Annotated in this window: 28 protein-coding genes and 1 tRNA gene; 16 read left to right on the top strand and 13 right to left on the bottom strand. The window is 71.1% G+C overall.

The genetic code is table 11. The annotated features are described in order from the left end of the window. The first annotated feature begins 40 nt into the window (after positions 1–40). The 8 genes from FHX68_RS07715 (at position 41) to FHX68_RS07680 (ending at position 5997) form a co-directional block, all read left to right on the top strand. Positions 41–1405 (top strand): NAD-dependent succinate-semialdehyde dehydrogenase, encoded by a 1365-nt coding sequence (locus FHX68_RS07715; protein WP_141379793.1) that lies wholly within the window; start codon positions 41–43, stop codon positions 1403–1405. Between the two features lie 78 nt (positions 1406–1483). Continuing rightward, the gene (locus tag FHX68_RS07710; RefSeq protein WP_141379794.1) at positions 1484–1921 is read left to right on the top strand and encodes a pyridoxamine 5'-phosphate oxidase family protein; all 438 of its coding nucleotides are present in this window, start codon (positions 1484–1486) and stop codon (positions 1919–1921) included. Positions 1922–2055: 134 nt separating this feature from the next. Continuing rightward, positions 2056–2128, top strand: a tRNA-Trp gene (locus tag FHX68_RS07705). 85 nt (positions 2129–2213) lie between these two features. After that, on the top strand, positions 2214–2477 hold the full coding sequence (gene secE / locus FHX68_RS07700; protein WP_141379795.1) for a preprotein translocase subunit SecE: 264 nt from the start codon (positions 2214–2216) through the stop codon (positions 2475–2477). Between the two features lie 46 nt (positions 2478–2523). Continuing rightward, positions 2524–3615 (top strand): transcription termination/antitermination protein NusG, encoded by a 1092-nt coding sequence (gene nusG, locus FHX68_RS07695; protein ID WP_141379796.1) that lies wholly within the window; start codon positions 2524–2526, stop codon positions 3613–3615. A gap of 122 nt (positions 3616–3737) precedes the next feature. After that, positions 3738–4169 (top strand): 50S ribosomal protein L11, encoded by a 432-nt coding sequence (rplK, locus tag FHX68_RS07690; protein WP_005050009.1) that lies wholly within the window; start codon positions 3738–3740, stop codon positions 4167–4169. A 13-nt stretch (positions 4170–4182) separates the two neighbouring features. Beyond that, positions 4183–4872, top strand: a complete 690-nt coding sequence (gene rplA, locus FHX68_RS07685; protein ID WP_141379797.1) for a 50S ribosomal protein L1 — start codon at positions 4183–4185, stop codon at positions 4870–4872. A 78-nt stretch (positions 4873–4950) separates the two neighbouring features. Next, positions 4951–5997 carry an NAD(P)H-dependent flavin oxidoreductase gene (locus tag FHX68_RS07680; RefSeq protein ID WP_141379798.1) on the top strand — a complete coding sequence of 349 codons (1047 nt, stop codon included), beginning with the start codon at positions 4951–4953 and terminating at the stop codon, positions 5995–5997. 1 nt (position 5998) lies between these two features. On the opposite strand, the gene FHX68_RS07675 is transcribed toward FHX68_RS07680, so the two are convergent. Further along, a complete protein-coding gene (locus tag FHX68_RS07675) occupies positions 5999–6274 on the bottom strand; it encodes an acylphosphatase (RefSeq protein ID WP_141379799.1) in 276 nt (91 codons plus the stop codon). Between the two features lie 56 nt (positions 6275–6330). On the opposite strand from FHX68_RS07675, the gene FHX68_RS07670 reads away from it, so the two are divergent. Next, entirely contained in the window at positions 6331–6669 is a 339-nt protein-coding gene (locus FHX68_RS07670; RefSeq protein ID WP_141379800.1) for an iron chaperone, read from the top strand. A 24-nt stretch (positions 6670–6693) separates the two neighbouring features. On the opposite strand, the gene FHX68_RS07665 is transcribed toward FHX68_RS07670, so the two are convergent. Continuing rightward, complete coding sequence (locus FHX68_RS07665; protein WP_141379801.1) at positions 6694–7317, bottom strand: LysE/ArgO family amino acid transporter; 624 nt, start codon at positions 7315–7317, stop codon at positions 6694–6696. A gap of 72 nt (positions 7318–7389) precedes the next feature. Here FHX68_RS07665 and FHX68_RS07660 point away from each other — a divergent pair, with 72 nt between their 5' ends. Beyond that, positions 7390–8304, top strand: a complete 915-nt coding sequence (locus FHX68_RS07660) for a LysR family transcriptional regulator ArgP (RefSeq protein WP_141379802.1) — start codon at positions 7390–7392, stop codon at positions 8302–8304. Between the two features lie 42 nt (positions 8305–8346). Here the strand turns inward: FHX68_RS07660 and FHX68_RS07655 are convergent, their stop codons facing one another. From FHX68_RS07655 to FHX68_RS07620, 8 genes are all read right to left on the bottom strand, one after another. Beyond that, a complete protein-coding gene (locus tag FHX68_RS07655) occupies positions 8347–9303 on the bottom strand; it encodes an NADP-dependent oxidoreductase (RefSeq protein WP_373288688.1) in 957 nt (318 codons plus the stop codon). Positions 9304–9510: 207 nt separating this feature from the next. Continuing rightward, the gene (locus tag FHX68_RS07650) at positions 9511–10056 is read right to left on the bottom strand and encodes a MarR family winged helix-turn-helix transcriptional regulator (protein WP_141379804.1); all 546 of its coding nucleotides are present in this window, start codon (positions 10054–10056) and stop codon (positions 9511–9513) included. Positions 10057–10069: 13 nt separating this feature from the next. Next, positions 10070–11797 (bottom strand): MDR family MFS transporter, encoded by a 1728-nt coding sequence (locus FHX68_RS07645; RefSeq protein ID WP_229661477.1) that lies wholly within the window; start codon positions 11795–11797, stop codon positions 10070–10072. A gap of 127 nt (positions 11798–11924) precedes the next feature. Next, a complete protein-coding gene (locus tag FHX68_RS07640) occupies positions 11925–12605 on the bottom strand; it encodes a YqaJ viral recombinase family protein (RefSeq protein WP_141379805.1) in 681 nt (226 codons plus the stop codon). Positions 12606–12631: 26 nt separating this feature from the next. Beyond that, complete coding sequence (locus FHX68_RS15190; protein WP_170214196.1) at positions 12632–13048, bottom strand: hypothetical protein; 417 nt, start codon at positions 13046–13048, stop codon at positions 12632–12634. Between the two features lie 574 nt (positions 13049–13622). Continuing rightward, a complete protein-coding gene (locus FHX68_RS16145; RefSeq protein ID WP_255314011.1) occupies positions 13623–13751 on the bottom strand; it encodes a hypothetical protein in 129 nt (42 codons plus the stop codon). 16 nt (positions 13752–13767) lie between these two features. Next, the gene (locus FHX68_RS07625) at positions 13768–14073 is read right to left on the bottom strand and encodes a hypothetical protein (RefSeq protein WP_141379808.1); all 306 of its coding nucleotides are present in this window, start codon (positions 14071–14073) and stop codon (positions 13768–13770) included. Positions 14074–14078: 5 nt separating this feature from the next. After that, the gene (locus FHX68_RS07620; protein WP_141379809.1) at positions 14079–14300 is read right to left on the bottom strand and encodes a hypothetical protein; all 222 of its coding nucleotides are present in this window, start codon (positions 14298–14300) and stop codon (positions 14079–14081) included. A 348-nt stretch (positions 14301–14648) separates the two neighbouring features. Between FHX68_RS07620 and rplJ the strand changes: the two genes are divergently transcribed. Next, positions 14649–15164 carry a 50S ribosomal protein L10 gene (gene rplJ, locus FHX68_RS07615; RefSeq protein ID WP_141379810.1) on the top strand — a complete coding sequence of 172 codons (516 nt, stop codon included), beginning with the start codon at positions 14649–14651 and terminating at the stop codon, positions 15162–15164. A 42-nt stretch (positions 15165–15206) separates the two neighbouring features. After that, a complete protein-coding gene (rplL, locus tag FHX68_RS07610) occupies positions 15207–15599 on the top strand; it encodes a 50S ribosomal protein L7/L12 (RefSeq protein WP_141379811.1) in 393 nt (130 codons plus the stop codon). Between the two features lie 84 nt (positions 15600–15683). On the opposite strand, the gene FHX68_RS07605 is transcribed toward rplL, so the two are convergent. Then, a complete protein-coding gene (locus FHX68_RS07605; RefSeq protein WP_229661481.1) occupies positions 15684–16121 on the bottom strand; it encodes a substrate-binding domain-containing protein in 438 nt (145 codons plus the stop codon). Here FHX68_RS07605 and FHX68_RS07600 point away from each other — a divergent pair. Then, a complete protein-coding gene (locus FHX68_RS07600) occupies positions 16019–16516 on the top strand; it encodes a hypothetical protein (protein ID WP_229661478.1) in 498 nt (165 codons plus the stop codon). The genes FHX68_RS07605 and FHX68_RS07600 overlap by 103 nt on opposite strands. A gap of 61 nt (positions 16517–16577) precedes the next feature. Here FHX68_RS07600 and FHX68_RS07595 read toward each other — a convergent pair whose 3' ends face one another. Continuing rightward, positions 16578–17276 (bottom strand): DUF305 domain-containing protein, encoded by a 699-nt coding sequence (locus FHX68_RS07595; RefSeq protein ID WP_141379812.1) that lies wholly within the window; start codon positions 17274–17276, stop codon positions 16578–16580. Continuing rightward, positions 17273–17980 carry a thioredoxin-like domain-containing protein gene (locus FHX68_RS07590; protein WP_141379813.1) on the bottom strand — a complete coding sequence of 236 codons (708 nt, stop codon included), beginning with the start codon at positions 17978–17980 and terminating at the stop codon, positions 17273–17275. Before FHX68_RS07590 ends, FHX68_RS07595 begins: the two co-directional genes overlap by 4 nt. Positions 17981–18123: 143 nt before the next feature. Here FHX68_RS07590 and FHX68_RS07585 point away from each other — a divergent pair, with 143 nt between their 5' ends. From FHX68_RS07585 to FHX68_RS07575, 3 genes are read left to right on the top strand one after another with little or no spacing between them, the layout of a single operon-like run. Then, positions 18124–19449, top strand: coding sequence for a multidrug effflux MFS transporter (locus FHX68_RS07585; RefSeq protein ID WP_174799082.1), 1326 nt, complete (start codon positions 18124–18126; stop codon positions 19447–19449). Between the two features lie 46 nt (positions 19450–19495). Continuing rightward, positions 19496–20134 (top strand): phosphatase PAP2 family protein, encoded by a 639-nt coding sequence (locus tag FHX68_RS07580; RefSeq protein ID WP_141379815.1) that lies wholly within the window; start codon positions 19496–19498, stop codon positions 20132–20134. Between the two features lie 10 nt (positions 20135–20144). Then, positions 20145–22001 (top strand): helicase HerA-like domain-containing protein, encoded by a 1857-nt coding sequence (locus FHX68_RS07575; protein ID WP_141379816.1) that lies wholly within the window; start codon positions 20145–20147, stop codon positions 21999–22001. The last annotated feature ends 103 nt before the right edge of the window (positions 22002–22104 follow it).

Here is a 22104-nt window from a genome sequence, read left to right as displayed (position 1 = left end):
CCTTCTCCCATCGACCGCATCGACGCGAAACGAGCAGCCCATGACCGACTACGCCGTCACCAACCCCGCCACCGGTGAGGTCCTCGCCACCTATCCCACCGCGACCGACGCCGAGGTGCAGGCGGCCCTCGCGGCCGCGGACGAGGCCTTCCGCACCTGGGGGCGCACCTCGGCGCCCGCGGAGCGCGCAGACCTGCTGCGCAAGGTCGCCGAGCTCCACCGCGAACGGCGCGACGAGCTCGCCGCGATCATCGTGCGCGAGATGGGAAAGCCGCTCGCCGCGGCCGAAGGCGAGGTCGACTTCGCCGCCGACATCACCGAGTACTACGCCGACCACATCGACGAGATCACCGGCGACACGCCCCTCGACATCCTGGGGGAGGGCACCGCCGTCATCCGGCGGGCGCCGCTGGGCGTGCTCCTCGGGATCATGCCGTGGAACTTCCCCTACTACCAGGTGGCCCGCTTCGCGGCGCCGAACCTGGCGGTGGGCAACACGATCCTCCTCAAGCACGCGCCGCAGTGCCCCGAGTCGGCCGCGGCGATCGCGCAGATGTACGCCGACGCGGGGTTCCCGGCGGGCGCCTACGTCGACGTGCGGCTCACGAACGACCAGGCTGCGGAGGTCATCGCCGACCGCCGCGTGCAGGGCGTGTCGGTCACCGGCTCCGAGCGGGCGGGCGCGGCGGTCGCCGAGATCGCCGGCCGGAACCTCAAGAAGGTCGTGCTCGAGCTCGGCGGGTCAGACCCCTTCCTGCTCCTGTCGACCGACGACCTCGACGCGGCCGTGCGGGCGGCCGCCGAGGCGCGCCTGGACAACAACGGGCAGTCCTGCAACGGCGCGAAACGGTTCGTCGTGGCATCCGACCTGTACGACGGGTTCGTGGAGAAGTTCAGTGCGGCGATGGCGGATGCCACGGTCGGCGACCCGTTCGACGGCGACACCGTGCTCGGCCCGCTCTCCTCGCTCGCGGCCGCCGAGCGCCTCGCCGAGCAGGTCGACCGCGCCGTCGCGCAGGGCGCCACCCTCGTCACCGGCGGCGTCCGCGACGGCGCCTTCTACCCGGGCACGGTGCTCACCGGGGTCACCCCCGAGATGAACGCGTACCGCGAGGAGTTCTTCGGCCCCGTCGGCGTCGTCTACCGCGCCGAGGGCGAGGACGAGGCCGTCGAGATCGCCAACGCCACCCCGTTCGGGCTCGGGTCGTACGTGTTCACGACCGACGCCGAGCAGGCCGACCGGGTCGCCGACCGCCTCGATGCGGGCATGGTGTACGTCAACGTCGTGCTCGCCGACTCGCCGGAGCTGCCCTTCGGCGGCGTCAAGCGCAGCGGCACCGGGCGCGAGATGGGCCTCCTCGCCGCCGACGAGTTCGTGAACAAGAAGCTCGTCCGCGTCGGCTGACACCGCAACCCGCCGCGAGCGGCGTTTTCCCTGCGGGGACGCCTTCCCTTGCGATGCGCCCGGGGGCAGGATGGGGGCATGAGCAACGAGTCCGATGCCGTCGTCTTCCTCACCGATCGCGAGTGCTGGGACCGCCTCGCCGAGCAGCAGCTCGGCAGGCTCGTGACGCACGTGGGCGACGTGCTCGACGTCTTCCCGGTGAACTACATCGTCGACGGGCAGAGCCTCGTCTTCCGAACCGCGGAGGGCTCGAAGCTCACCGAGGTGACGATCAACGACGACGTGCTGTTCGAGGTCGACGAGTACACCGACACGGATGCCTGGAGCGTCGTCGTCCGCGGGCGTGCGCACCGCCTCGAGACGACCGAGGAGGTCGACGCCGCCGATCGGCTGGCCCTCACGCCGTGGGTGCCGACGCTGAAGTACAACTACGTGCGGATCGTGCCGACCTCGCTCTCGGGCCGCGACATCCACCGCGGCGACGAACCCGATCGGTACGGGGTGCAGCAGTACTGACCGGGCCCGTGCGTTCGCGTGCCCCTGGGCCATGACGTACACTGGACAGTGCAGTGGAAGTCTGCATTCTTTCGCCGTGCCTGCCGGGCACGGCCGGGGAGATGGCAGACTCTCCTGAGACCGGAACGGTCTCTAGGGCGGTAGCTCAATTGGCAGAGCAGCGGTCTCCAAAACCGCAGGTTGCAGGTTCGATTCCTGTCCGCCCTGCGCGTCAGCGCTGAGTTGACACAGAAGGCGTGTCGGCTGATGCCGGCACGGAATGCAAGTCCGAGCAATTCACACGGGTGGGTACATGGTCGAGGAAGAGGCGCACGGCGAGGTCGTCGCAGCAGGCGGCGCGCCCCGCGACAAGAAGCTGAACTTCTTCCAGCGGATCGCCCTCTTCATCCGTCAGGTGTTCGGCGAACTTCGCAAGGTCGTCACGCCGACCCGGCAGGAGCTCGTCAAGTACACCCTGGTCGTGCTGGGGTTCGTCGTCGTCATGATGGCGATCGTGTACGGCCTCGATCTGCTCTTCACCTGGGTGGTCAACCTCGTCTTCGGTGTTCCCGCCTGACGCGGGCACCAGACCGACAGCCCGCCCCCGATGGAAGTGAACACACGTGTCTGAAAAGTATGTCGACGACGCCGACCGGGCCACCGCCGCCGAGCAGTCCAGTGAGGACGACGAAGCCCAGGAGGGCAACATCCTCGCCGCCGAAGAGCGATCCTCGGCTCCCGCCGAGCACCTCGCCGTGCACGTCGTAGACGACGACGAAGACGACGACAGCCAGGACGACGACGAAGACATCGACATCGACGACCCGGAGGCAGACGCCATCGTGAACGACGCACTCGAGATTGACCAGGCCGCCGAGGCCGAGGCCGCCGCTGAGGTGCTCACCGACGCGCTCGCCGAAGAAGAGGCCGAAGCCGCCGCTGCGGCCGCCGACGACGTGACCCCGTACGACGGTCCCGACGTCAACGGCGAGCCCGACGAGCCCGTGCTCGACGAGGATGCCGTCGCCGAGGTGGCCGCGGCCGCCGAGATCGTCGACGCCGCCGAGGTCGAGGCGGAGACCGAGCCGGCCGAGCCGGAAGACCCCTACGAGGCGTTCCGCGCCGAGCTGCGGTCGCTGCCGGGCAAGTGGTACGTCATCCACTCCTACGCCGGCTTCGAGCGCAAGGTGAAGGCGAACATCGAGCAGCGCAAGAACACGCTCGAGGTGGAAGAGGACATCTACCAGGTCGAGGTCCCCATGGAGGACGTCGTCGAGATCAAGAACGGTCAGCGCAAGATGGTCACGCGCGTCCGGATCCCCGGCTACGTGCTCGTGCGCATGGAGCTGAACGAGGACACCTGGTCGGTCGTGCGTCACACGCCCGGCGTCACGGGCTTCGTCGGCAACGCGCACAACCCGACGCCGCTGCGCTTCGAAGAGGCGTTCAACATGCTGCGCTCGCTCGTGCAGGTCGCCGAGACGGCGCCCGCGAAGGGTGCGGCCAAGGGCTCGGCCACGCAGGCGCGTTCGGTCGTCACCGAGGTCGACTTCGAGATCGGCGAGACCATCACGATCAAGGAGGGCTCGTTCGCGGGCCTGCCCGGCTCGATCAGCGAGATCAAGCCGGAGAGCGGCAAGCTCACCGTGCTCGTCTCGCTCTTCGAGCGCGAGACCCCGGTCGAGCTGTCGTTCGACCAGGTCACCAAGCAGTAATACAGACTCCTGTCGTAGAATAGGCAGGTTGTCCGCGTGCACGCGGACGTACCGCTGTCCGGAGAGGCCGGATTCGCGGGAGAACGGATGCCTCGGCATCCGTTCGAGGAAAGGACAAGGAAATGGCACCCAAGAAGAAGGTGACCGGCCTGATCAAGCTTCAGATCAACGCCGGTGCCGCCAACCCGGCGCCGCCGATCGGGCCCGCGCTCGGTCAGCACGGCGTCAACATCATGGAGTTCTGCAAGGCGTACAACGCCGCGACCGAGTCGCAGCGCGGCAACGTCATCCCCGTCGAGATCACCGTCTACGAGGACCGCAGCTTCACGTTCATCCTGAAGACCCCGCCCGCGGCAGAACTCATCAAGAAGGCCGCCGGCGTGCAGAAGGGCTCGAAGACCCCGCACACCGTCAAGGTCGCGAAGCTCACCAAGGACCAGGTGCGCCAGATCGCCGAGACGAAGATGCCCGACCTGAACGCGAACGACATCGAGGCCGCCTCGCTGATCATCGCCGGCACCGCCCGTTCCATGGGCATCACGGTCGAGGACTGAGGGGGAGACGACAATGGCTAAGTCCAAGGTTTACGAAGCAGCCGCGGCGAAGATCGACCGCGACAAGTTCTACACGTCCACCGAGGCGGTGAACCTCGCGAAGGAGACCGGTTCGAAGAACACCGACTCCACCGTCGAGGTCGCCCTCAAGCTCGCGGTCGACCCGCGCAAGGCCGACCAGATGGTCCGCGGCACGGTCATCCTGCCGCACGGCACCGGCAAGACCGCCCGCGTCATCGTGTTCGCCACCGGCCCCGCGGCCGAGGCCGCGATCGCCGCAGGCGCCGACGAGGTCGGCGGCGCCGAGCTCATCGAGAAGGTCGCCGGCGGCTGGACCGCGTTCGACGCGGCCGTCTCGACGCCCGAGCTCATGGGCCAGGTCGGTCGCCTCGGCAAGGTGCTCGGCCCCCGTGGCCTCATGCCGAACCCGAAGACCGGCACCGTGACCCCCAACCCGGCCAAGGCCGTGGAGGAGATCAAGGGCGGCAAGATCGAGTTCCGCGTCGACAAGCACGCCAACGTGCACTTCGTCGTCGGCAAGGCCTCGTTCACGGCCGAGCAGCTCGACGAGAACTTCAAGGCCGCGGTCGAGGAGATCGTGCGCCTCAAGCCCTCGAGCTCGAAGGGCCGTTACATCCAGAAGGGCGCCGTGTCGACCACGTTCGGCCCCGGCATCCCGCTGGACGTCGCTTCGCTCGCCTGAGCATCCGCTCGCACCGAGCAGACGGAAAGGCCTCACCTTCGGGTGGGGCCTTTCCCGTTCCCGCGCTAGCGTTGCGACATGGCTCCCCGCGCTCTCCGCGACGTCCTCAGCACGGACTCTCCGATCGTCCTGGGGCCGTTCGGCGGACTCTCCTCCATCGATCTGACCGCCGCGGTGAGCGAGGCCGGCGGCCTCGGCTCCTACGGGCTGTACGGCTACGACGGCGCGCGCATCGCCGAGACCGCCGCGCAGATGCGGGCCGCGACGACGCGACCCTTCGCCCTGAACCTGTGGCTGCCCACCGGCGACGAAGCGGCTGTGGATGACGGGGACCTCGAGCGGGTGCGGAGCGCGCTCGCGCCGCTGTTCGCCGAGCTCGGCCTCCCGCTGCCCGAGGCGCCGGCCCGGTTCCTGCCGCCGGTCGAGGAGCAACTCGACGCGGTGCTCGCGGCGCGGCCCGCCGCGCTCAGCGTCGTCTACGGTGTGCCCGCCCCCGATGTCGTCGCGGCGGCGCGGGAGCACGGCATCGCCCTGATCGGCACGGCGACCACCGTGGCGGAGGCGCAGGCGCTCGCGGCGGGCGGCGTGGATGCCGTCGTCGCCACCGGTGCCGAGGCCGCCGGGCACCGGGTGTCGTTCCTCGCCCCGCCGGAGGACTCCCTGGTCGGCACGTTCGCGCTGGTGCCCCAGGTCGTCGACGCGGTCGACGTGCCGGTCATCGCCGCCGGCGGCATCGCCGACCGGCGCGGCGTCGCCGCTGCCTTCGCGCTCGGAGCGAGCGGCGTCCAGGTGGGCACGGCGTTTCTGCGCACCCGTCAATCGGCCGCGACGGCCGGGCACCGCCGCGCGATCACCCACGCGCACGACACGAGCGCCGTCCTCACGCGGGCGATGAGCGGGCGCCTGGCCCGGGGCCTCCCGAACGCGGCGATGCGCCTGCTGGAGCAGCACGAGATCCTGCCGTTCCCGGCGCAGAACTGGCTCACCGGGCAGTTCCGCGCGGCGGCCGCACAGCAGGGTCGCGCCGACCTCGTGAGCCTGTGGGCAGGGCAGGCGGCGGCGCTGAGCGTCCACGACGACGCGGCTGACGTGTTCGCGGAGCTCGCGGCGGGACTGCCCGCCTGAGTCAGCCGTCCCGGCGCACCTCGAACCCGGTGCCGCCGGTGGGGGAGAGCTCGGCGACCTCGACGCCGGTCACGTCGCCGCCGCGCGGGCCTTCCCGCATCCAATCGAGCACGGCCTCCACCGCGGCATCCTCGCCCTCGATCTCCGCCTCCACGCTCCCGTCGCGGAGGTTCCGCACCCACCCGGTGGCATGGGCGCGCTCGACGACGTGCTGCAGCGTGAAGCGGTAGCCCACGCCTTGCACGGTTCCGGTCACGATCGCGTGCACTCGTCTCATGCTCCCATCCTGGCGCGGACCTTCCGCCGGCGCACCGGAGCGGGAAGGATGCCCCTATGGGAACCATCGACGACTACCTCGCGACCCTCGACCCGGCCGACAGCGCGGTCATCTCGCACACGTACGACCTCGCGCTCGAAGTGGTGCGGGAGGCGGAGCAGGGCCTCGGCTACGGCATGCCCGCGCTCGTCTACCGCGGTTCGCCGCTGCTGTCGGTGATGCGCGCGAAGAAGCATTTCGGCATCTACCCGTTCAGCCCCGGGGCGATCAACGCGGTGCTGCCGCTGCTCGACGGCGTCGATCACGCGAAGGGCACCATCCGGTTCACCGAGCCGCTCCCCGACGACACCGTCCGTGCGCTCGTCGCGGCGCGGAAGGCCGAGATCGACGGCTGATCCCGCCGGGGAGCCGCCCTGGTCTCAGCGCGGCCAGACGAGGCTCACCGCGAGGGCCATCATGACGACGGCGATCACACCGTCGAGCACCCGCCATGCCCGCGGGGTGGCCAGCCAGCGGGCGAGGTAGCGCGCGCCCAGCGCGAGGGCCGAGAACCACAGCAGAGACGCCGCCATCGCGCCGGCGGCGAACCACCATCGGTGCGCGCCGTGCGTGTTCGCGACCGAGCCGAGCAGGAACACCGTGTCGAGGTAGACATGCGGGTTCAGCCAGGTGAGGGCGAGGCAGGTGAGCAGCACCGGCAGCAGCGGGGCGCCGCGGCGGCCTGGGGCGCGTGCGGCGCCCGCGTCGAGCACCTCCGCGCCGGGGCGGAGCGACCGCCGGGCAGCGAGGACGGCGTAGACGGCGAGGAAGACGGCACCGGCCCACCGCACCGCGTCGATCAGCCACGGCACGGCGTGCAGCACCGCGCCGAGACCCGACACCCCCACGGCGATCAGGATCGCGTCGGAGGCGGCGCAGACGAGTGCGACGGCGAGGGCATGCTCGCGGCGGATGCCCTGGCGCAGCACGAACAGGTTCTGCGCCCCGATCGCGACGATGAGGGAGAGCCCCAGGGCGAGACCGGAGGCGGTGGAGGCGAGCATGGCTCGAACATACGGGCAGCCGCTGATACAGTCCAGCTCAGGATTCTTATGTCGATGAAGGAGCGCTTATTCATGCCGATTCCCGCCCTGGGAGCCGCGACCCTCGCCGCCGTGCTCGACGCGGGCAGCATGGAGGGCGCCGCCCGTGCACTGCACATCACGCCGTCCGCGGTCAGCCAGCGCATCCGGGCCCTCGAGGACGAGGTGGGCCGCGTGCTCCTCGTGCGGACGAAGCCGCTTCGGCCGACCGCCGAAGCGCACGCCGTCGTCCGCTTCGCGCGGCAGGTCGCGCTGCTCGAGCACGATGCCGCCGTCGAGCTCGGTCAGGGCGCGGGCCCCGTCGCCCTGCCGCTCGCGGTCAACGCCGACTCGCTCGCCACGTGGTTCCTCGCGCCGCTCGCGCGGCTGAGCGCGCGGCATCCGGTGGTCTTCGACCTGCACCGCGACGATCAGGACTTCACGGCGGGCATGCTCGAAGACGGCACGGTGACCGGCGCGGTCACCTCGCGCGCGGTGCCGGTGGGCGGATGCCGCGTGCAGCCCCTCGGCGTGCTGCGCTACGAAGCCGTCGCCACGCCTGCGTTCGTCGGCACCTGGTTGCCGGGGGCGGGCGGAGGTGGCGCAGACCCCGCCGATTCCGCCGCGCTCGCCGAGGCGCTGACGCGGGCGCCGCTCATCGACTTCGACCGTCGCGACGATCTGCAGACCCGATGGCTCGCCTCCCGTGGCGTCGACCCCGCGCTGCCGCCGCGGCACCGGGTGCCCGCCTCGCACGACTTCGCCGAGGCGACCGTGCGGGGGCTCGGCTGGGCGCTCCTGCCGACGCTGCAGTCGGCGGATCACCTGGCCGACGGGCGGCTCGTGCGGCTCGGCGGCGCGCCCGTCGACGTGCCGCTGTACTGGCAGCAGTGGAACCTGCGGTCCGCCCTGCTCGACGCCGTCGCAGTCGAGGTCGTCGCCGAGGGGCGGCGCGTCCTCGCGGTGTGAGACCGCCCGGCCGGTGCCGGCCGCGACGCCGGCCGCGCGCGATCAGCCCGCGCTGACCGCCAGCACGATCTTGCCCCGCGTGCGACCCTGCTCGAGCGCCTCGTGCGCGGCGGCCGCCTCGTCGAGGGGGAACACCCGGTCGACGTACACCTGGATCGCGCCGGAGGTCAGCAGGCGGCCGATCGTCGCGAGCGCGCCGCCGTCGGGGATCACGGTGTACGCGGTGGCGCGCACCCCGGCATCCGTCGCCGCCTGCGCGTAGCCGGGCCACGACCCGGTCGGCACGACGATGTACAGGCCGCCCGGTCGCAGCACCGTGAGCGAACGGGTGCCGGTGTCGTCGTGCACGTTCCCGACGAGGTCGATCACGACATCGACGTCGCCGACGACGTCTTCGAAGGCCATCGCGGTGTGGTCGATGACGACGGATGCCCCGAGTTCGCGCAGCCATGCGAGGTTGCGCGGCGAGCAGGTGGCGCTCACGTGCGCGCCGAAGTAGGCGGCGAGCTGCACCGCGAAGTGCCCCACTCCGCCCGAGGCGCCGTGGATGAGGATCCGCTGCCCCTCGTGCGCGTGGGCCGTCTCGACGACGAGGCCCCACGCGGTGAGCGCGGCGAGCGGCACGCCGGCCGCCTCGACGTGGGAGAGCGCGCTGGGCTTGCGCGCCACCGACAGCGTCGGCACGACGGCGTACTGCGCGTAGGTCCCGCCCGAGCGGGGGAAGGGCACCATTCCGAACACCTCGGTGCCCGCGGGGAACGGATGCGTCTCGTAGGGGGCGCGCACGACCACCCCGCTGAAGTCGTAGCCGAGCGTCGAGGGGAACTGCTCGATCGCGCCCGAGACCCCGCGGCCGGCACGTGTCTTCGCGTCGATCGGGTTGACGCCCGCGGCGACGACCCGCACGAGCAGTTCGCTCAGCACCGGCGCGGGTGTGGGGACGGCGGTCTCGCGGAGCGATTCTGCGGGCCCGGGCGCGTCGAACACGACCGCGCGCATCTCTTCGGGGACCTCGTGCGCCCCTGCGGCAGCGGCCAGGGCCGGGGCGGGCGTGCCCGAGTCGACCGGGGCGGAGAGCGAGGAGGCTCGGGGAGAGCGGAAGCGGCGGAGGCGATCAGGAGACATGCGCGTCCTTCCGGTTGCAGGTCGACGGCGCCGGCGGAGTGCCCGGTCGTCACAGTCAACCGCGCGATTGTCTCCGCCGTGTTACGCGGGTGCTACCGGGTCGAGAAGGCTCTGCGAGGCGGGCGCTCGGTCATCGGATGCGGGGGTGCCGGTGCCGGCGGCGGCCTCGGCACCCGGGAGCGCCCCGGCCGAGAGGGCGTGCAGCAGGCGCGTGAGGTTGTGGATGTCGTCGAGCGGCCAGTCGCGCAGGGTTCCCATCAGGGTGTGCTCCTGCGGGGCGCGCGCCGCGGCGAGACGCTCGAGGCCGAGCGCGGTGGGGGAGAGGATGCTCGCCCGGCCGTCGTCGGGATCGGACTCGCGCTGGATGAGCCCCAGTTGTTCGAGCTCGCGCGCCGTGCGGCTGAGCTGCCCCTTGTCGACCATCAGGACCTCGGCGAGGGCCGACTGCGAGATGCGCTCGCGGTTCACGACCGTGGTGAACACCTTGTAGGCGCCGGGGAGCATGCCCGGACTCACCCGCTGCGCGTTCTCGGTCAGCACGCGGCGCATCCGGTTGATGAGCTCCCCGAACTGCGCCTCCAGCGCCCGCACCGCCTCGGTGCGGGTCGGGAGGTCGTCAGTGGTCATGATGCCGTCGAGTCTACCGAGCGTCGCCCGCGGAGCCGTTGTCGTCACCGGCATCCACCGTGCGCACCGCGCCCGTCGCGGTGAGGGTCGCCATGCCCTCGGGGACCGACACCGTGGCGAGGTCCGCTTCGCCGGCCTGCAGGCGCTCGGACGTCGTCATCGTCGTGAGCGACCGGTTCGGCAGGAAGACGATCGCGAGCAGCGAGACGACCGCGAACGGCACGGCGATCAGGAACGAGTGCGAGATGCCGTTGGCGTAGATGTCCTCGAACACCACGCGCAGCGCCTCGGGCATCGCCGACACCTTCGGCAGGGCGCCCGACTGCAGCTGCTCGCCCCAGTACTGCGCCTTGTCCCCGAGGCTCATGAGCGCCGCGGTGATGTCGTCCTTGCGCTCGGCGACGAGGTCGATGACGCGCGCCGACAGCGCCGCGCCCATCACCGAGACGCCGATCGTGCCGCCGAGGCTGCGGAAGAAGGTCACACCCGAGCTGGCGACGCCGATCTGGTCGGGGCGCGCCTGGTTCTGCACCACGAGCACCAGGTTCTGCATCGTCATGCCGACGCCCGCACCGAGGAGGAACATGTAGACCGACACGAGGAAGAAGTCGGTGTCGTAGTGGATCGTCGACAGCAGGAACGAGCCGGCGACCAGCAGCACCGAGCCGACGATGAGGTACGGTTTCCAGCTGCCGTACTTCGTCACGAGCGCGCCGACGCCGATCGACGAGATCAGCAGGCCGCCGATCATCGGGATCGTCATGAGGCCGGCCTCGGTGGGCGTCGCGCCGCGCGCGAGCTGCATGTACTGGCTGAGGAACACCGACGCGCCGAACATCGCGATGCCCGTGGCGATCGAGGCGATCACCGAGAGGGTGAAGGTGCGGTTGCGGAACAGGGTCAGCGGGATGAGCGGCTCCGCGGAGCGCAGCTCGACGATCACGAAGAGGATCGCCGCGAGGACGGCGCCGCCGAGCATCAGCACGGTGGTGAGGCTCCACCAGTCGTTGTTGTTCGCGAGGTCGTTCCAGGCGCCCGTGGTCGTGGTGCCCGCGTTCGTCACCCAGATGAGCAGCAGCGAGACCGACACCGACAGCAGCACGATGCCGAGGTAGTCGATCGTCGTCTTCTGCTTCGGGCGGGCGGGCACGTGCAGCGTCGCTTGCACGAGGATCAGCGCGACGATCGCGACGGGGAGGGCCACGAAGAAGTTCCAGCGCCAGCCCCACGCGTCGGTGATGACGCCGCCGAGGAGCGGCCCGCCGATCGTCGCGAGCGCCATGACGCCGCCGAACAGGCCCATGTACCGGCCGCGTTCGCGCGGGCTGATGATGTCGGCCATGAGCACCTGGCTGAGCGCGGCGAGGCCGCCCGCGCCGATGCCCTGCACCGCGCGGCATGCGATCAGCCATTCCGGGTTCTGCGCGAAGCCCGCCGCGGCGGTGGCGAGCACGAAGATCACGATCGCGAGCTGGTAGAGCACCTTGCGGTTGGTGAGGTCAGCGAGCTTTCCCCAGATCGGGGTGGAGATCGCGGTGGTCAGCAGGGTCGCGGTGACGACCCACGTGAACGCGGTCTGGTTGCCGCCGAGGTCGTGGATGATGACGGGGAGCGAAGTGGACACGACGGTCGACGCGAGCATCGACACGAACATGCCGAGGATGAGGCCGGAGAGGGCCTCGAGCACCTGGCGGTGGTTCATGCGCGGCCTCGCCGCGGTGTCGGGAGGCGTGACGGACATACGGGTTCCTTTGCGAGGACGAGGGCTGCGGTGCCGAACGGCGGATCGTTGATCGACGTCAATGGTTGAGACCGGTCAACTATAAACCTGTGGTTGATCAGTGTCAACCATCCCCGGTGGCGGAGTGTCAGTCGCCGAGTGCGAGGGCGCGGTAGGGCTCGCGCGGGCGCACAGGGCGGCTCGCGTCCTGCGCCTGGCGCAGCACCGTTCGCCGGTACAGCTCGTCGATCAGCTCGGTCGCCAGGCGCACCAGCTGACCGATCTCGCGTTCGTCGCGCTCGACCCAGGCGCATCGGGGTTCGTCGCCGACGGGCACGAAGCCGTCGTGCTCCTCCCAGACCACCAGCGTGCGCTCGGCGCCCAGCACGTGCTGCTGCCACCACACCTGACGGAGGTAGGTGCGGGGGATCGACCGCCAGGACTTGTTCGTCGTCTTGATCTCGGAGAGGGTGACGCGTCCCTCGGCATCCACCGCGATCCCATCGGGGGTCGCGAGGTGCCGCTCCTCGACGACGGCGTGGAACAGCGCCGACGAGGGGTGGATGCCATGGGTCGCCGCCACCCACGCGGCGATCTCGGGCTCGCGGCGCCGGCCGTGGTCGGTGTAGGCGTTGCCGGAGAACCCGCGCCCCGCGCCGAGCTTCGCATCGGCCGCGCGGGCGATCGAGGTGTGACTGGTGAGCTGGGCGACGTCGGTCGCCGTGATGCCGCGCGAGCGCGCACGCATCCAGCCCACCCGATCGCGCGAGTCGGCGACGATCCGGGCGGCGAGTTCGGGGGCGACGCTCGCGATGACCTCCGGACTCATGTCTTCGAGGCTAACCCCGAGTCGGGTCAGCCTCGCGCGCGGCGCGCGAACGTCCAGGGATCGCGCGCGGTGTAGCCGTTCTGGATGCGCTGGACTCCGCCGCACTGGCCGACGCACACGGAGACGAGCAGCGCGGAGAGGGCGACGGATGCGGCGACGCCTCCGGCCGACGGGTCGACGGCGATCGAGTAGTACACGCTCGACACCGTGAAGACGGCCGCGAGGCCCGCGAGCGCCGAGGTCAGCACGCGCAGGAAGAGGTCGCCGGAGAAGGCGAGGAAGCGCACGGAGAACCAGTCGCCCCGCGTCGCCGCGCGGCGGCCCTGACGGTAGGGGAGACCGGCCCAGAAGCCCGCCGCGCGGGCGAGGCGACGACCCGAACGGTGCAGCGCGACGAGCAGCCAGACCGACGGGACGAGGGCGAGCGCGGCGACGATCGCCACCACGACGGCCGTGATCCCCGCGGAGACCGGCTCGCGGGCCGCCTCGGCGTCTGTCCAGGCGGCGCCGGGGTAGGAGCCGGGGCGTCCCCCGGGGCGAGGAGCCGGGTGGAGTCCAGGGCGAGGGCGGCGTAGGGCCCCAGCTCGTCGAGCCGGTCGGGGTCGAGGCTCAGCGCGAGGATGAAGACCGTCCCCCGCTCAGCGTCCGGGAGTGGGATCTCGCCCGTGATCGCCCCGACGATCGTGCCGTCTTCCAGCGTCGCGCGCCCGAGCGAGGCCGAGCCGACGTGCCCGTCGAGCGCGACGAACGACTCGGTGCGCATGTCGTCGCCGAAGCGGACGAGTCCGACCAGGCTCGCAACAGTCCGGGCCGCGTCTCGGTCGTCGGGGGCCGGAAGGATCGTCGTGCCGAGGAAGAACACCGTCGGCTCGCCGTCGAGGTAGGGGAAGATGCCGGCGACGGCATACGGGCTCGTGCGGAGCGTCTCGCGTGCTGTGTCGAAGGCGCGGGTCATCGCCGCAGCCGCCGACGAGCTCGATCCAGCCCTGGGGCACCCGCTGCCAGACGATCGGCGCGTCAGTCTCCGTCACGGTCGGCGATCTCCTGGTCGGTGCGCGGGCACTGGCCCTGGATGAGGTTGCGGCCGCGCTCGACGAGGTTCACCGCCGGCTGAGCGAGTGCGCCGGCGAGGTCGTTGCCCGACATCTGCGCCTCGCGGTCATCAGGCGATCGCGCGGGCGTCGGCTTCGGCCTCGAGGGCGCGGGCGCGCCGACGGATGCCATCGAGTGTCGCCTCTGCGGCGCGGGCGCGCCGATCGGCGTCGGCCAGGTCGGTGCTGCCGGCGGCGGCGATCGGGTCGGCCAGCGCGTCGCTGCGCGCCTGTGCGCGTTCGCGGTTCCGCCGGTCGAGTGCTCCTGCGGCGAGGCTCGCCTCGTTCTCGAGGTCGCGGGCACGGCTCTGGAATCCGTCGAGTTCGTTCGCCCAGGCGGAGAGAGCGTCGCGCGACGACCCGAAGGCCTCGTGCACGTCGCTCAGCTGCGGTCGGAAGCCGTCGTCGAGCGAGGCGCGGAACGCCCGCGCCGGAACTCATCGTGCGCTCCCGCCTCCGGGCGCCGACGCAGCTCCTCTTGGGCGACGCTCGCGCCCGACACCGAATCGAAGCCCGCCATCGCGGACTCCAGCCTGTCGCGGATGTCGCTGAACGTCGCCTGACTGCGCCGGATCGCGCCCGTGTCCACTCTGAGATCGACCATGTCCCCTCCGCGTCGGCTCGACCCTAGGTGGGCTCGGTTCCGGACGCGTATGGGGAGAACTGCCCATGCCCCGAGCGGTGCGCCGGTGATTTTGTGCGGGACATCCGACTCGCGTACACTGGAGGGAGCCAAAGACCGCTGGTCTCGGCGTGCGCGCGAGTGCATGTCGACGAAGCCTTGCATCGCAGGGGCCCGCGCAGGTGTCACAGAATTCCCGGGAAACCGGATCAGAAGCTCCGTGCGCATGCGCCGGAGCTTTTTCGTGTTGTGGGGGGACAGCGTCGATGGCGACGTCTCGCTCCCGCGGGGCGTCTCGTAGACATGTCTGATGAGACATAAGGAGTGGCCATGGCGCAGAAGGAAGCATCGGTCGCCGAGCTCACGAAGAATTTCGAGGGTTCGACCGCCGTCCTGCTGACCGAGTACCGCGGTCTGACGGTTGCCGAGCTCAAGGAGCTCCGCAACAGCATCCGTCAGGACGCGGAGTACGCCGTGGTGAAGAACACGCTGACCAAGATCGCGGCGCAGCGCGCCGGGGTCGAGGGGCTGGACGACGAGCTCAAGGGCCCGTCTGCCATCGCTTTCGTGCACGGTGACCCGGTCGCCGTCGCGAAGGGCCTGCGTGCCTTCGCCAAGGCACACCCTCTGCTGGTGATCAAGGGCGGGTACTTCGACGGTGCCGCCCTGACCGCCGACGAGGTGAACAAGCTCGCCGATCTCGAGAGCCGTGAAGTCCTGCTGGCGAAGCTCGCCGGTGCGATGAAGGCCTCGCTGACCAAGGCGGCATACGTCTTCAACGCGCTCCCCTCGAAGACCGTTCGCACGGTCGACGCGCTGCGCGTGAAGAAGGAGTCCGAGGCCTGATTCGGCCTCGGCGTAGAAGAACCCCAACTCAAGGAGAAAATCATGGCAAAGCTCAGCACTGAGGAGCTGCTCGACCAGTTCAAGGAGCTCACGCTCATCGAGCTCAGCGAGTTCGTGAAGGCGTTCGAGGAGGCCTTCGACGTCACCGCCGCCGCGCCCGTCGCGGTCGCCGCCGCGGGTGCCCCCGCCGGTGGTGCCGGCGACGCCGCCGCCGAGGAGGAGAAGGACTCGTTCGACGTCATCCTCGAGGCCGCCGGTGACAAGAAGATCCAGGTCATCAAGGTCGTCCGCGAGCTCACCTCGCTCGGCCTCGGCGAGGCCAAGGCCGTCGTCGACGGTGCCCCCAAGGCCGTCCTCGAGGGCGCCAACAAGGAGACCGCCGAGAAGGCCAAGGCTTCCCTCGAAGAGGCCGGCGCGACCGTCACCCTCAAGTAATCGAGTCTCTTCGGAGAATCGCAGCGAAGACCCCCGGGCGATGCCCGGGGGTCTTCCGCGTTCCACGGGGCGTGAGGTTGTCCCTCAGAGACCGAACGCGTCGTCCTGGAGGGCCGCCGTCGAACTGCGGACGACCAGGCGCGCCGGCATCCGGAGCTCCGTGCGCTCGCGCGCCGGATCGGCGATCTCCGCGAGGAGCACGGCGACCGCGCTCCGCCCCTGATCTCGCGGCACCTGCTGCAGGGTGGTCAGCGCGAACATCTCGGCGAACTCGTGGTCGTCGATCCCCACGACGCTGAGCCCCGACGGCACCTGGATGCCGAGCCGCCGCGCGGCGATGATCGCGCCGATCGCTACCTCGTCGCACACCCCCACGATCGCCGTGGGGCGGTGGCGCGTGTCGCTGAGCAGGTCGGGCGGTGTGCCTGATCGAGATCGTGCGGCTCGTGCAGCGCCGCTACGTCGCCCGCACGCTCGTCGACGCCTCCGCGCACCCGACGGTGCCGCATCCGCAGACCGTATCCCGTCCGGTTCCGGTGACCCTCGCGGTCGTGGCGGTCTACCTCGGCGGGCTCGCGAGCGCGATGTTCGGCGTGCTGTTCCTGCTGAGCCGCTACGAGGTGCCCGCCGACCTCGTCGTGATCGTCTCGCTCGTCGGCGCCGGGATCATCCTGTTCGGACTGCTCTCGGTCGCCGCCGCGGCGGGGCTGTCGCGGGGGAGCGGACTGTCCCGCCTGTTCGTCACGCTCCTCGCCGCCGCGCTGATCGTGCTGCAGGCGTGGACCCTCGCCCTCGCCCTCGCGCGGGAGTGGAGCTGGTGGGCAGCGGCGCAGATCGTGGTCTACCTGCTCGTGCTCATCGCGCTGTGGGCGCCCCCGGCCGGGCGCTTCTTCCGCCCGGTGCTGCACGCCGGGTGAGGGTGGCCCCGGGTGAGGGCTGCACGCCGGGTGAGGGCGGCGCCGGTGCGAGGGCGGCGCGTCAGTCGGTGCAGGCGAGGCCCGCGCGCAGGCTCGTCATCAGGTCGATCTCGGCCGACTGGGTGGCGCGGATCGATTCGGCGACCTGCAGCGCGCGCGGCTCGCTGCCGAGGTCGAGGAGGGCCTCCGCCATCGGCACCGCGCCCTCGTGGTGGCGGATCATCAGCCGCAGGAACGTGCAGTCGGCGGCGGTGCCCGACTCGGCGCGCAGCTGGGCGAGGTCGGCGGCGCTCGCCATCCCCATCTGGGTCATGAGCTCGGCCTCGGATGCCGGCGCGGACCCGCCGCCGTGCTCGTGATCGGAGCCCGAGGCATCCGTCCACCCCTGCATCCAGGACATGAGCGGGGCGCCGCGCTGGGGCAGGTTCCACTTCACGAGCCAGTCGTAGAACTCGCCCTTCTGCGCCGACTGGGTGGTCGCGATGTCGTAGGCGAGCACCCGCACGTCGTCGTTCTCGGTGGTGCGGTAGATGTCCATCGCCATCTCGACCGCCTGCCCGTGGTGCACCTGCATGTCGCGGGCGAACCCCGCCTCGGGCGAGTCGGTGCCGGGCGTGGCCGGGGCGGCGGCGAACGTCGTGAACCGGCCGATCGCGAAGGCGACCCCCGCCACGGCGATCGCCACGAGCAGCACCGCCCACCACGGCGGCAGGCTGCGGCCGGTGCGTTCTGCGGGCGCGGCCCCGGGCGCCGAGGTCACGACGTCTTGCCGGGCCCGTCGATGGCGCCGGTGCACGCGGCGCCGGGCTCGGGCACGTTCTGGCTGCGCCAGTACTCCTCGAAGAACTCGCCGATGCGCGGGTCGGAGGCGCTGTCGAGCTTCAGCTGCGCGTTCCACGCGGACAGCACGATCGGGCTCGGCAGGCCCTCGTACGGCGAGAGGATCGCGTAGCTCGACGGCAGGTGCGAGGTCAGGGTGGCCAGCTCGTCGCCGCTCACCCGCGACGCGTCGTAGGTGACCCAGACGGCGCCGTGCTCGAGCGAGTGCACCGCGTTCTCGTTCTGCTGCGGCTGGTCGTAGACGCCGCAGTTCAGCCAGTACTGGTTGTGCGGGCCGCCCGCGGGCGGGTTCTGCGGGTAGTCGACGGCGCCCTCGACGTGCTGAGTCTCGTTCGTGAACGTCTCGACGCCCTCGATCTCGGCGCCTGTGCCGCCGGCGTCGTAGGTCGCGGGCTTCGGCGTGAAGATGATGGATGCCGCGATCAGCGCGATCACGACGAGGCCGGCGGCGGAGCCGACGATCCACCAGGTGAGGCGGCCGCGGCGGCGCCGGGCGAGCTGACGCTCGTATTCGGCGAGCTTCTGCTGCTTCTGCTGCTCGCGCTGCTGCTTGACGGTGAGGTCGATCGCGGCCTGCGTGGCGGGGTTGCCGCTCTGACGCGTGCCGGAGGAGGTCGGGGTCATGTGCGTGATCTCGGCTCGGGTGCGGTCCGCGGAGCGGGAGGACAGCACGATTCTATGCGCTCGGATACGACCCCGGCCGGGGAGAAGGCTGGGAGCGATACGATGGACGGGTTTTGCCGAATCGTTTCGAACGACGGGACCCCGTGCGCGACACCGCTTCGCCCTCCACCTCCTCCACGCCCGCTGCCCAGACCGGCGCGATCCGCACGCTCGGCGCGAACCCCGCGACGGCGCCGATCGTGCTGCACCCGGGCGACGCCATCGGCACCGGCCGCCGGGTCGTCTACATCATCCTGCTCGGCGCGCTCACGGCGCTCGGCCCCTTCACGATCGATCTGTACCTGCCCGCGTTCCCGGTGCTGCAGCAGGACTTCCAGACGACGGCCGCGGCGATCCAGCTCACCCTCACCGGCACGATGATCGGCTTCGCGCTCGGCCAGCTCATCGTCGGCCCGCTGAGCGACAAGGTCGGCCGCCGCCGGCCGCTGCTCGCGGTGACCGCACTGCACGTGATCGCGAGCATCGGCGCGGCGCTCGCCCCCGATCTCACGCTCCTCGCCATCGCTCGCGTGCTGATGGGCATGGGCGCCGCCGCCGGCGGCGTCGTCGCCATGGCGATCGTGCGCGACCTGTTCGGCGGCCGTCGCCTCGTGGTGATGCTGAGCCGGCTCGCCCTCGTCTCCGGCGTCGCGCCCGTCATCGCGCCGCTCATCGGCTCGGCGCTTCTCGCGGTCATGCCCTGGCGCGGCATCTTCGTCGTGCTCGCCGTGTACGGCGCCGTCATGCTCGTCTCGGCGATCGCGCTCGTGCCCGAGACGCTGCCCAAGGCCCGCCGCGGCGCGAACGGCGGCGCGACGGTGCTGCAGCGCTACCGCAGCGTCTTCAGCGACCGGGTGTTCATCGGCGTGCTGATCATCGGCGGCATGACCTTCTCCGGCCTCTTCTCCTATCTGTCCTCCTCGTCGTTCCTCTTCCAGGAGGGGTACGGCTTCGACGCGCAGCAGTACGGGATGCTGTTCGCGGTCAACTCGCTCGGCGTGGTGCTCGGCGTGCAGACCGCGTCGCGGCTCGCCGCCCGCTTCGGGCCGCAGTGGGTGCTCGCGTTCTCGACCGCCACGCTCGTCCTCGCCTCGGCCGCGATCATCGTGTTCGATCAGCTGGGGCTCGGCCTCTGGCCGACGATGGCCGCCCTGTTCGTCTTCATGACCGCATGCGGCTTCACCTTCCCGTGCGTGCAGGTGCTGGCGCTCGACCGGCACGGCAAGGCCGCCGGCACCGCGGCATCCATCATCGGCGCCTGCAACTTCGGCGTCGCCGGGCTCATCTCGCCGATCGTCGGCTGGATCGCCCGCGACGCCGGCATCACCGCTACGACGATGGCTTCGGTCATGGTCGGCTGCGCTGTGATCGGATGCCTGTCGTTGTGGCTGATCGTCCGCCCGCGCACCGTGCAGCGGCTCGCGCCGTGAGTGTCCGCGGCGCGGGGGTTCGCGCCACGCCTGCCACAATGGGTCGATGAGCGCACCGGTGGACGACGAGGTCGAGACGACGGGACTGCAGCGCCTGGTGATCGGGGTCGTGCTGATCGTGCTGGCGATCGGCCTCGGCATCCAGATCACCCTCGAGGTCGACATCGACATCGACGACTGGTGGAACTCGTTCGTCGACGTGTTCTCCTTCCTCCGGCCGCTCGCGCTCGTGCTGAACTTCCTCGGCGGCGGCTGGTTCGCGACCTTCGTCGTGCCGCTGGGCACGGCGGCGATCCTGCTCGCCCTACGGCGCCCGTGGGGCGCGTTGTTCGCGCTGTGCGCCTCGGCCGGCAGCGCCCTGATCGTGCAGGTGCTGAAGGCGATGTTCGGCCGCGCGCGCCCCGAGGACATGATCGTCGTCTCCGACCACGGCTCGTACCCCTCGGGGCACACGGCCAACGCGGCGACCCTGGCGGTCATCGCGGTCGTGATCGTGCCGCGGCTGTGGGTCGCGATCGTCGGAGCCGCGTGGGTGTTCGCCATGGCGTTCAGCCGCACCGGCGTGCACGCGCACTGGTTCACCGACACCGTCGGCGGCACGCTCGCCGGGCTCGGCGCGGCGCTCGTGGTCGCGGCGTTCTTCACGCCCGCTCTCGACCGTGAGGCCCGTCGCCCGGATCGCTAGGCTGAGCGCCATGAACGCTGCCGACGACGCGGAACTGGCCCGACTGCAGGCCGAAGCAGAAGCGGCCGAGGCCGCCCTCAAGCTCGCTCAGGCGAAGGCGGCGCTCGCCGCCGCCCGCGCCGCCGCCGATGCCGCGGATGCCGCGGATTCACCCGCGGAGCCCGCCGACGCGGCGCCGGCGCCTGCCGAACCCGCTCCCGAGCCCGCACCGGCCGCCGCCGACGCGGCATCCGGCCCGCTCGGCGCCGACGAGATCGCCGCGATCACCGCGGGGTACACGTTCACGGGCGAGACCCTCGACCTCGGCGCACTGATGAACGGCGACCCGGTGCCGACCGCGCAGATCCGCATCCCGCTCGGCATGATGAACCGGCACGGGCTCGTCGCCGGCGCCACCGGCACGGGCAAGACGCGTACGCTGCAGGGCCTCGCCGAGCAGCTCGCCGCGAAGGGCGTGCCCGTGTTCGCCGCCGACATGAAGGGCGACCTGTCGGGCGTCGCGACGCCGGGGGAGTCGAACGAGAAGCTCCTCGCCCGCACGCAGGCGATCGGGCAGGACTGGAAGCCCGAGGCATCCGTCACCGAGTACTTCGCCCTCGGCGGCATCGGCAAGGGCGTGCCGGTGCGCGCGACCGTGTCGGGGTTCGGGCCGCTGCTGCTGAGCAAGGTGCTCGGGCTCAACGCGACGCAGGAGTCGAGCCTCGGCCTCGTGTTCCACTACGCCGACGAGAACGGTCTCGCCCTCGTCGACCTCTCCGACCTGCGCGCCGTGCTCAGCTACCTCACGAGCGACGAGGGCAAGGGTGAGCTGAAGGAGCTCGGCGGGCTGTCGTCCGCGACGGCCGGGGTGATCCTGCGTGAGCTCATCACCTTCGCCGACGACGGCGCCGACGTGTTCTTCGGCGAGCCCGAGTTCGACGTGCACGACTTCCTGCGCACCGCCCCCGACGGGCGCGGCGTCATCTCGCTGCTCGAGGTGCCGGGCGTCGCCGACAAGCCGGCGCTGTTCTCGACGTTCCTCATGTACCTGCTCGCCGAGCTCTACGAGCTGCTGCCCGAGGTCGGCGATCTCGACAAGCCCAAGCTCGTGTTCTTCTTCGACGAGGCGCACCTGCTCTTCAAGGATGCCTCGAAGGACTTCCTGTCCTCGATCACCCAGACCGTCCGCCTCATCCGCTCGAAGGGCGTCGGGGTCTTCTTCGTGACGCAGACCCCGAAGGACGTGCCCTCCGACGTGCTCGGGCAGCTCGGCTCGCGCGTGCAGCACGCGCTCCGCGCCTTCACCCCCGACGACGCGAAGGCGCTCCGCGCGACCGTCGGCACCTACCCCAAGAGCGGGTACGACCTCGAGCGGGTGCTGCAGGAGCTCGGCACCGGTGAGGCGATCGTCACCGTCATGAGCGAGAAGGGCGCGCCGACGCCCGTCGCGTGGACCCGCCTGCGCGCCCCGCAGGGGCTCATGTCGCCGACGCCCGACCCCGACATCGAACGCGCCGTGAAGGCGTCGCCGCTGCTGGCGAAGTACGGCACGCCCATCGACCGCGAGTCGGCGCGCGAGATCCTGACGGCCAAGATGAACGCGGCCGCCGAGGCGGATGCCGCGGCGGAAGCCGCCAAGGCCAAGGCTGCCGCCGACAAGGAACTCGCGAAACAGCAGGCCGCGATCGCGAAGGCCGACGCGGCCGCCGAGAAGGAGCGCCAGCGCGAGTACGACCGGCTCATGAAGGCCTCGGGGGGCACGTCGCGCACGACCCGCACCTCGCGCAAGAAGGAGACCTCGCCCCTCGAGCAGGTGCTCAACGCGAAGTCGACCCAGACCATCCTCACCTCGGTGATCCGCGGCATCTTCGGCACGGGGAGGCGCTGAGTCGTGCTGAGCAGCGCTGAGCCGCGCTGAGAAGTGCTGACCGACCCCGCGCGGCTTACTGCGCGGGATGCCGGGGCGCAAGCCCGTCGCCCGCTGCCGCCGC

The organism is Microbacterium lacticum (assembly GCF_006716815.1).
GTDB lineage: Bacteria > Actinomycetota > Actinomycetes > Actinomycetales > Microbacteriaceae > Microbacterium > Microbacterium lacticum.
The sequence above is the reverse complement of the archived record's forward strand: the minus strand, read 5'-3'. Positions and strand labels throughout refer to the sequence as shown.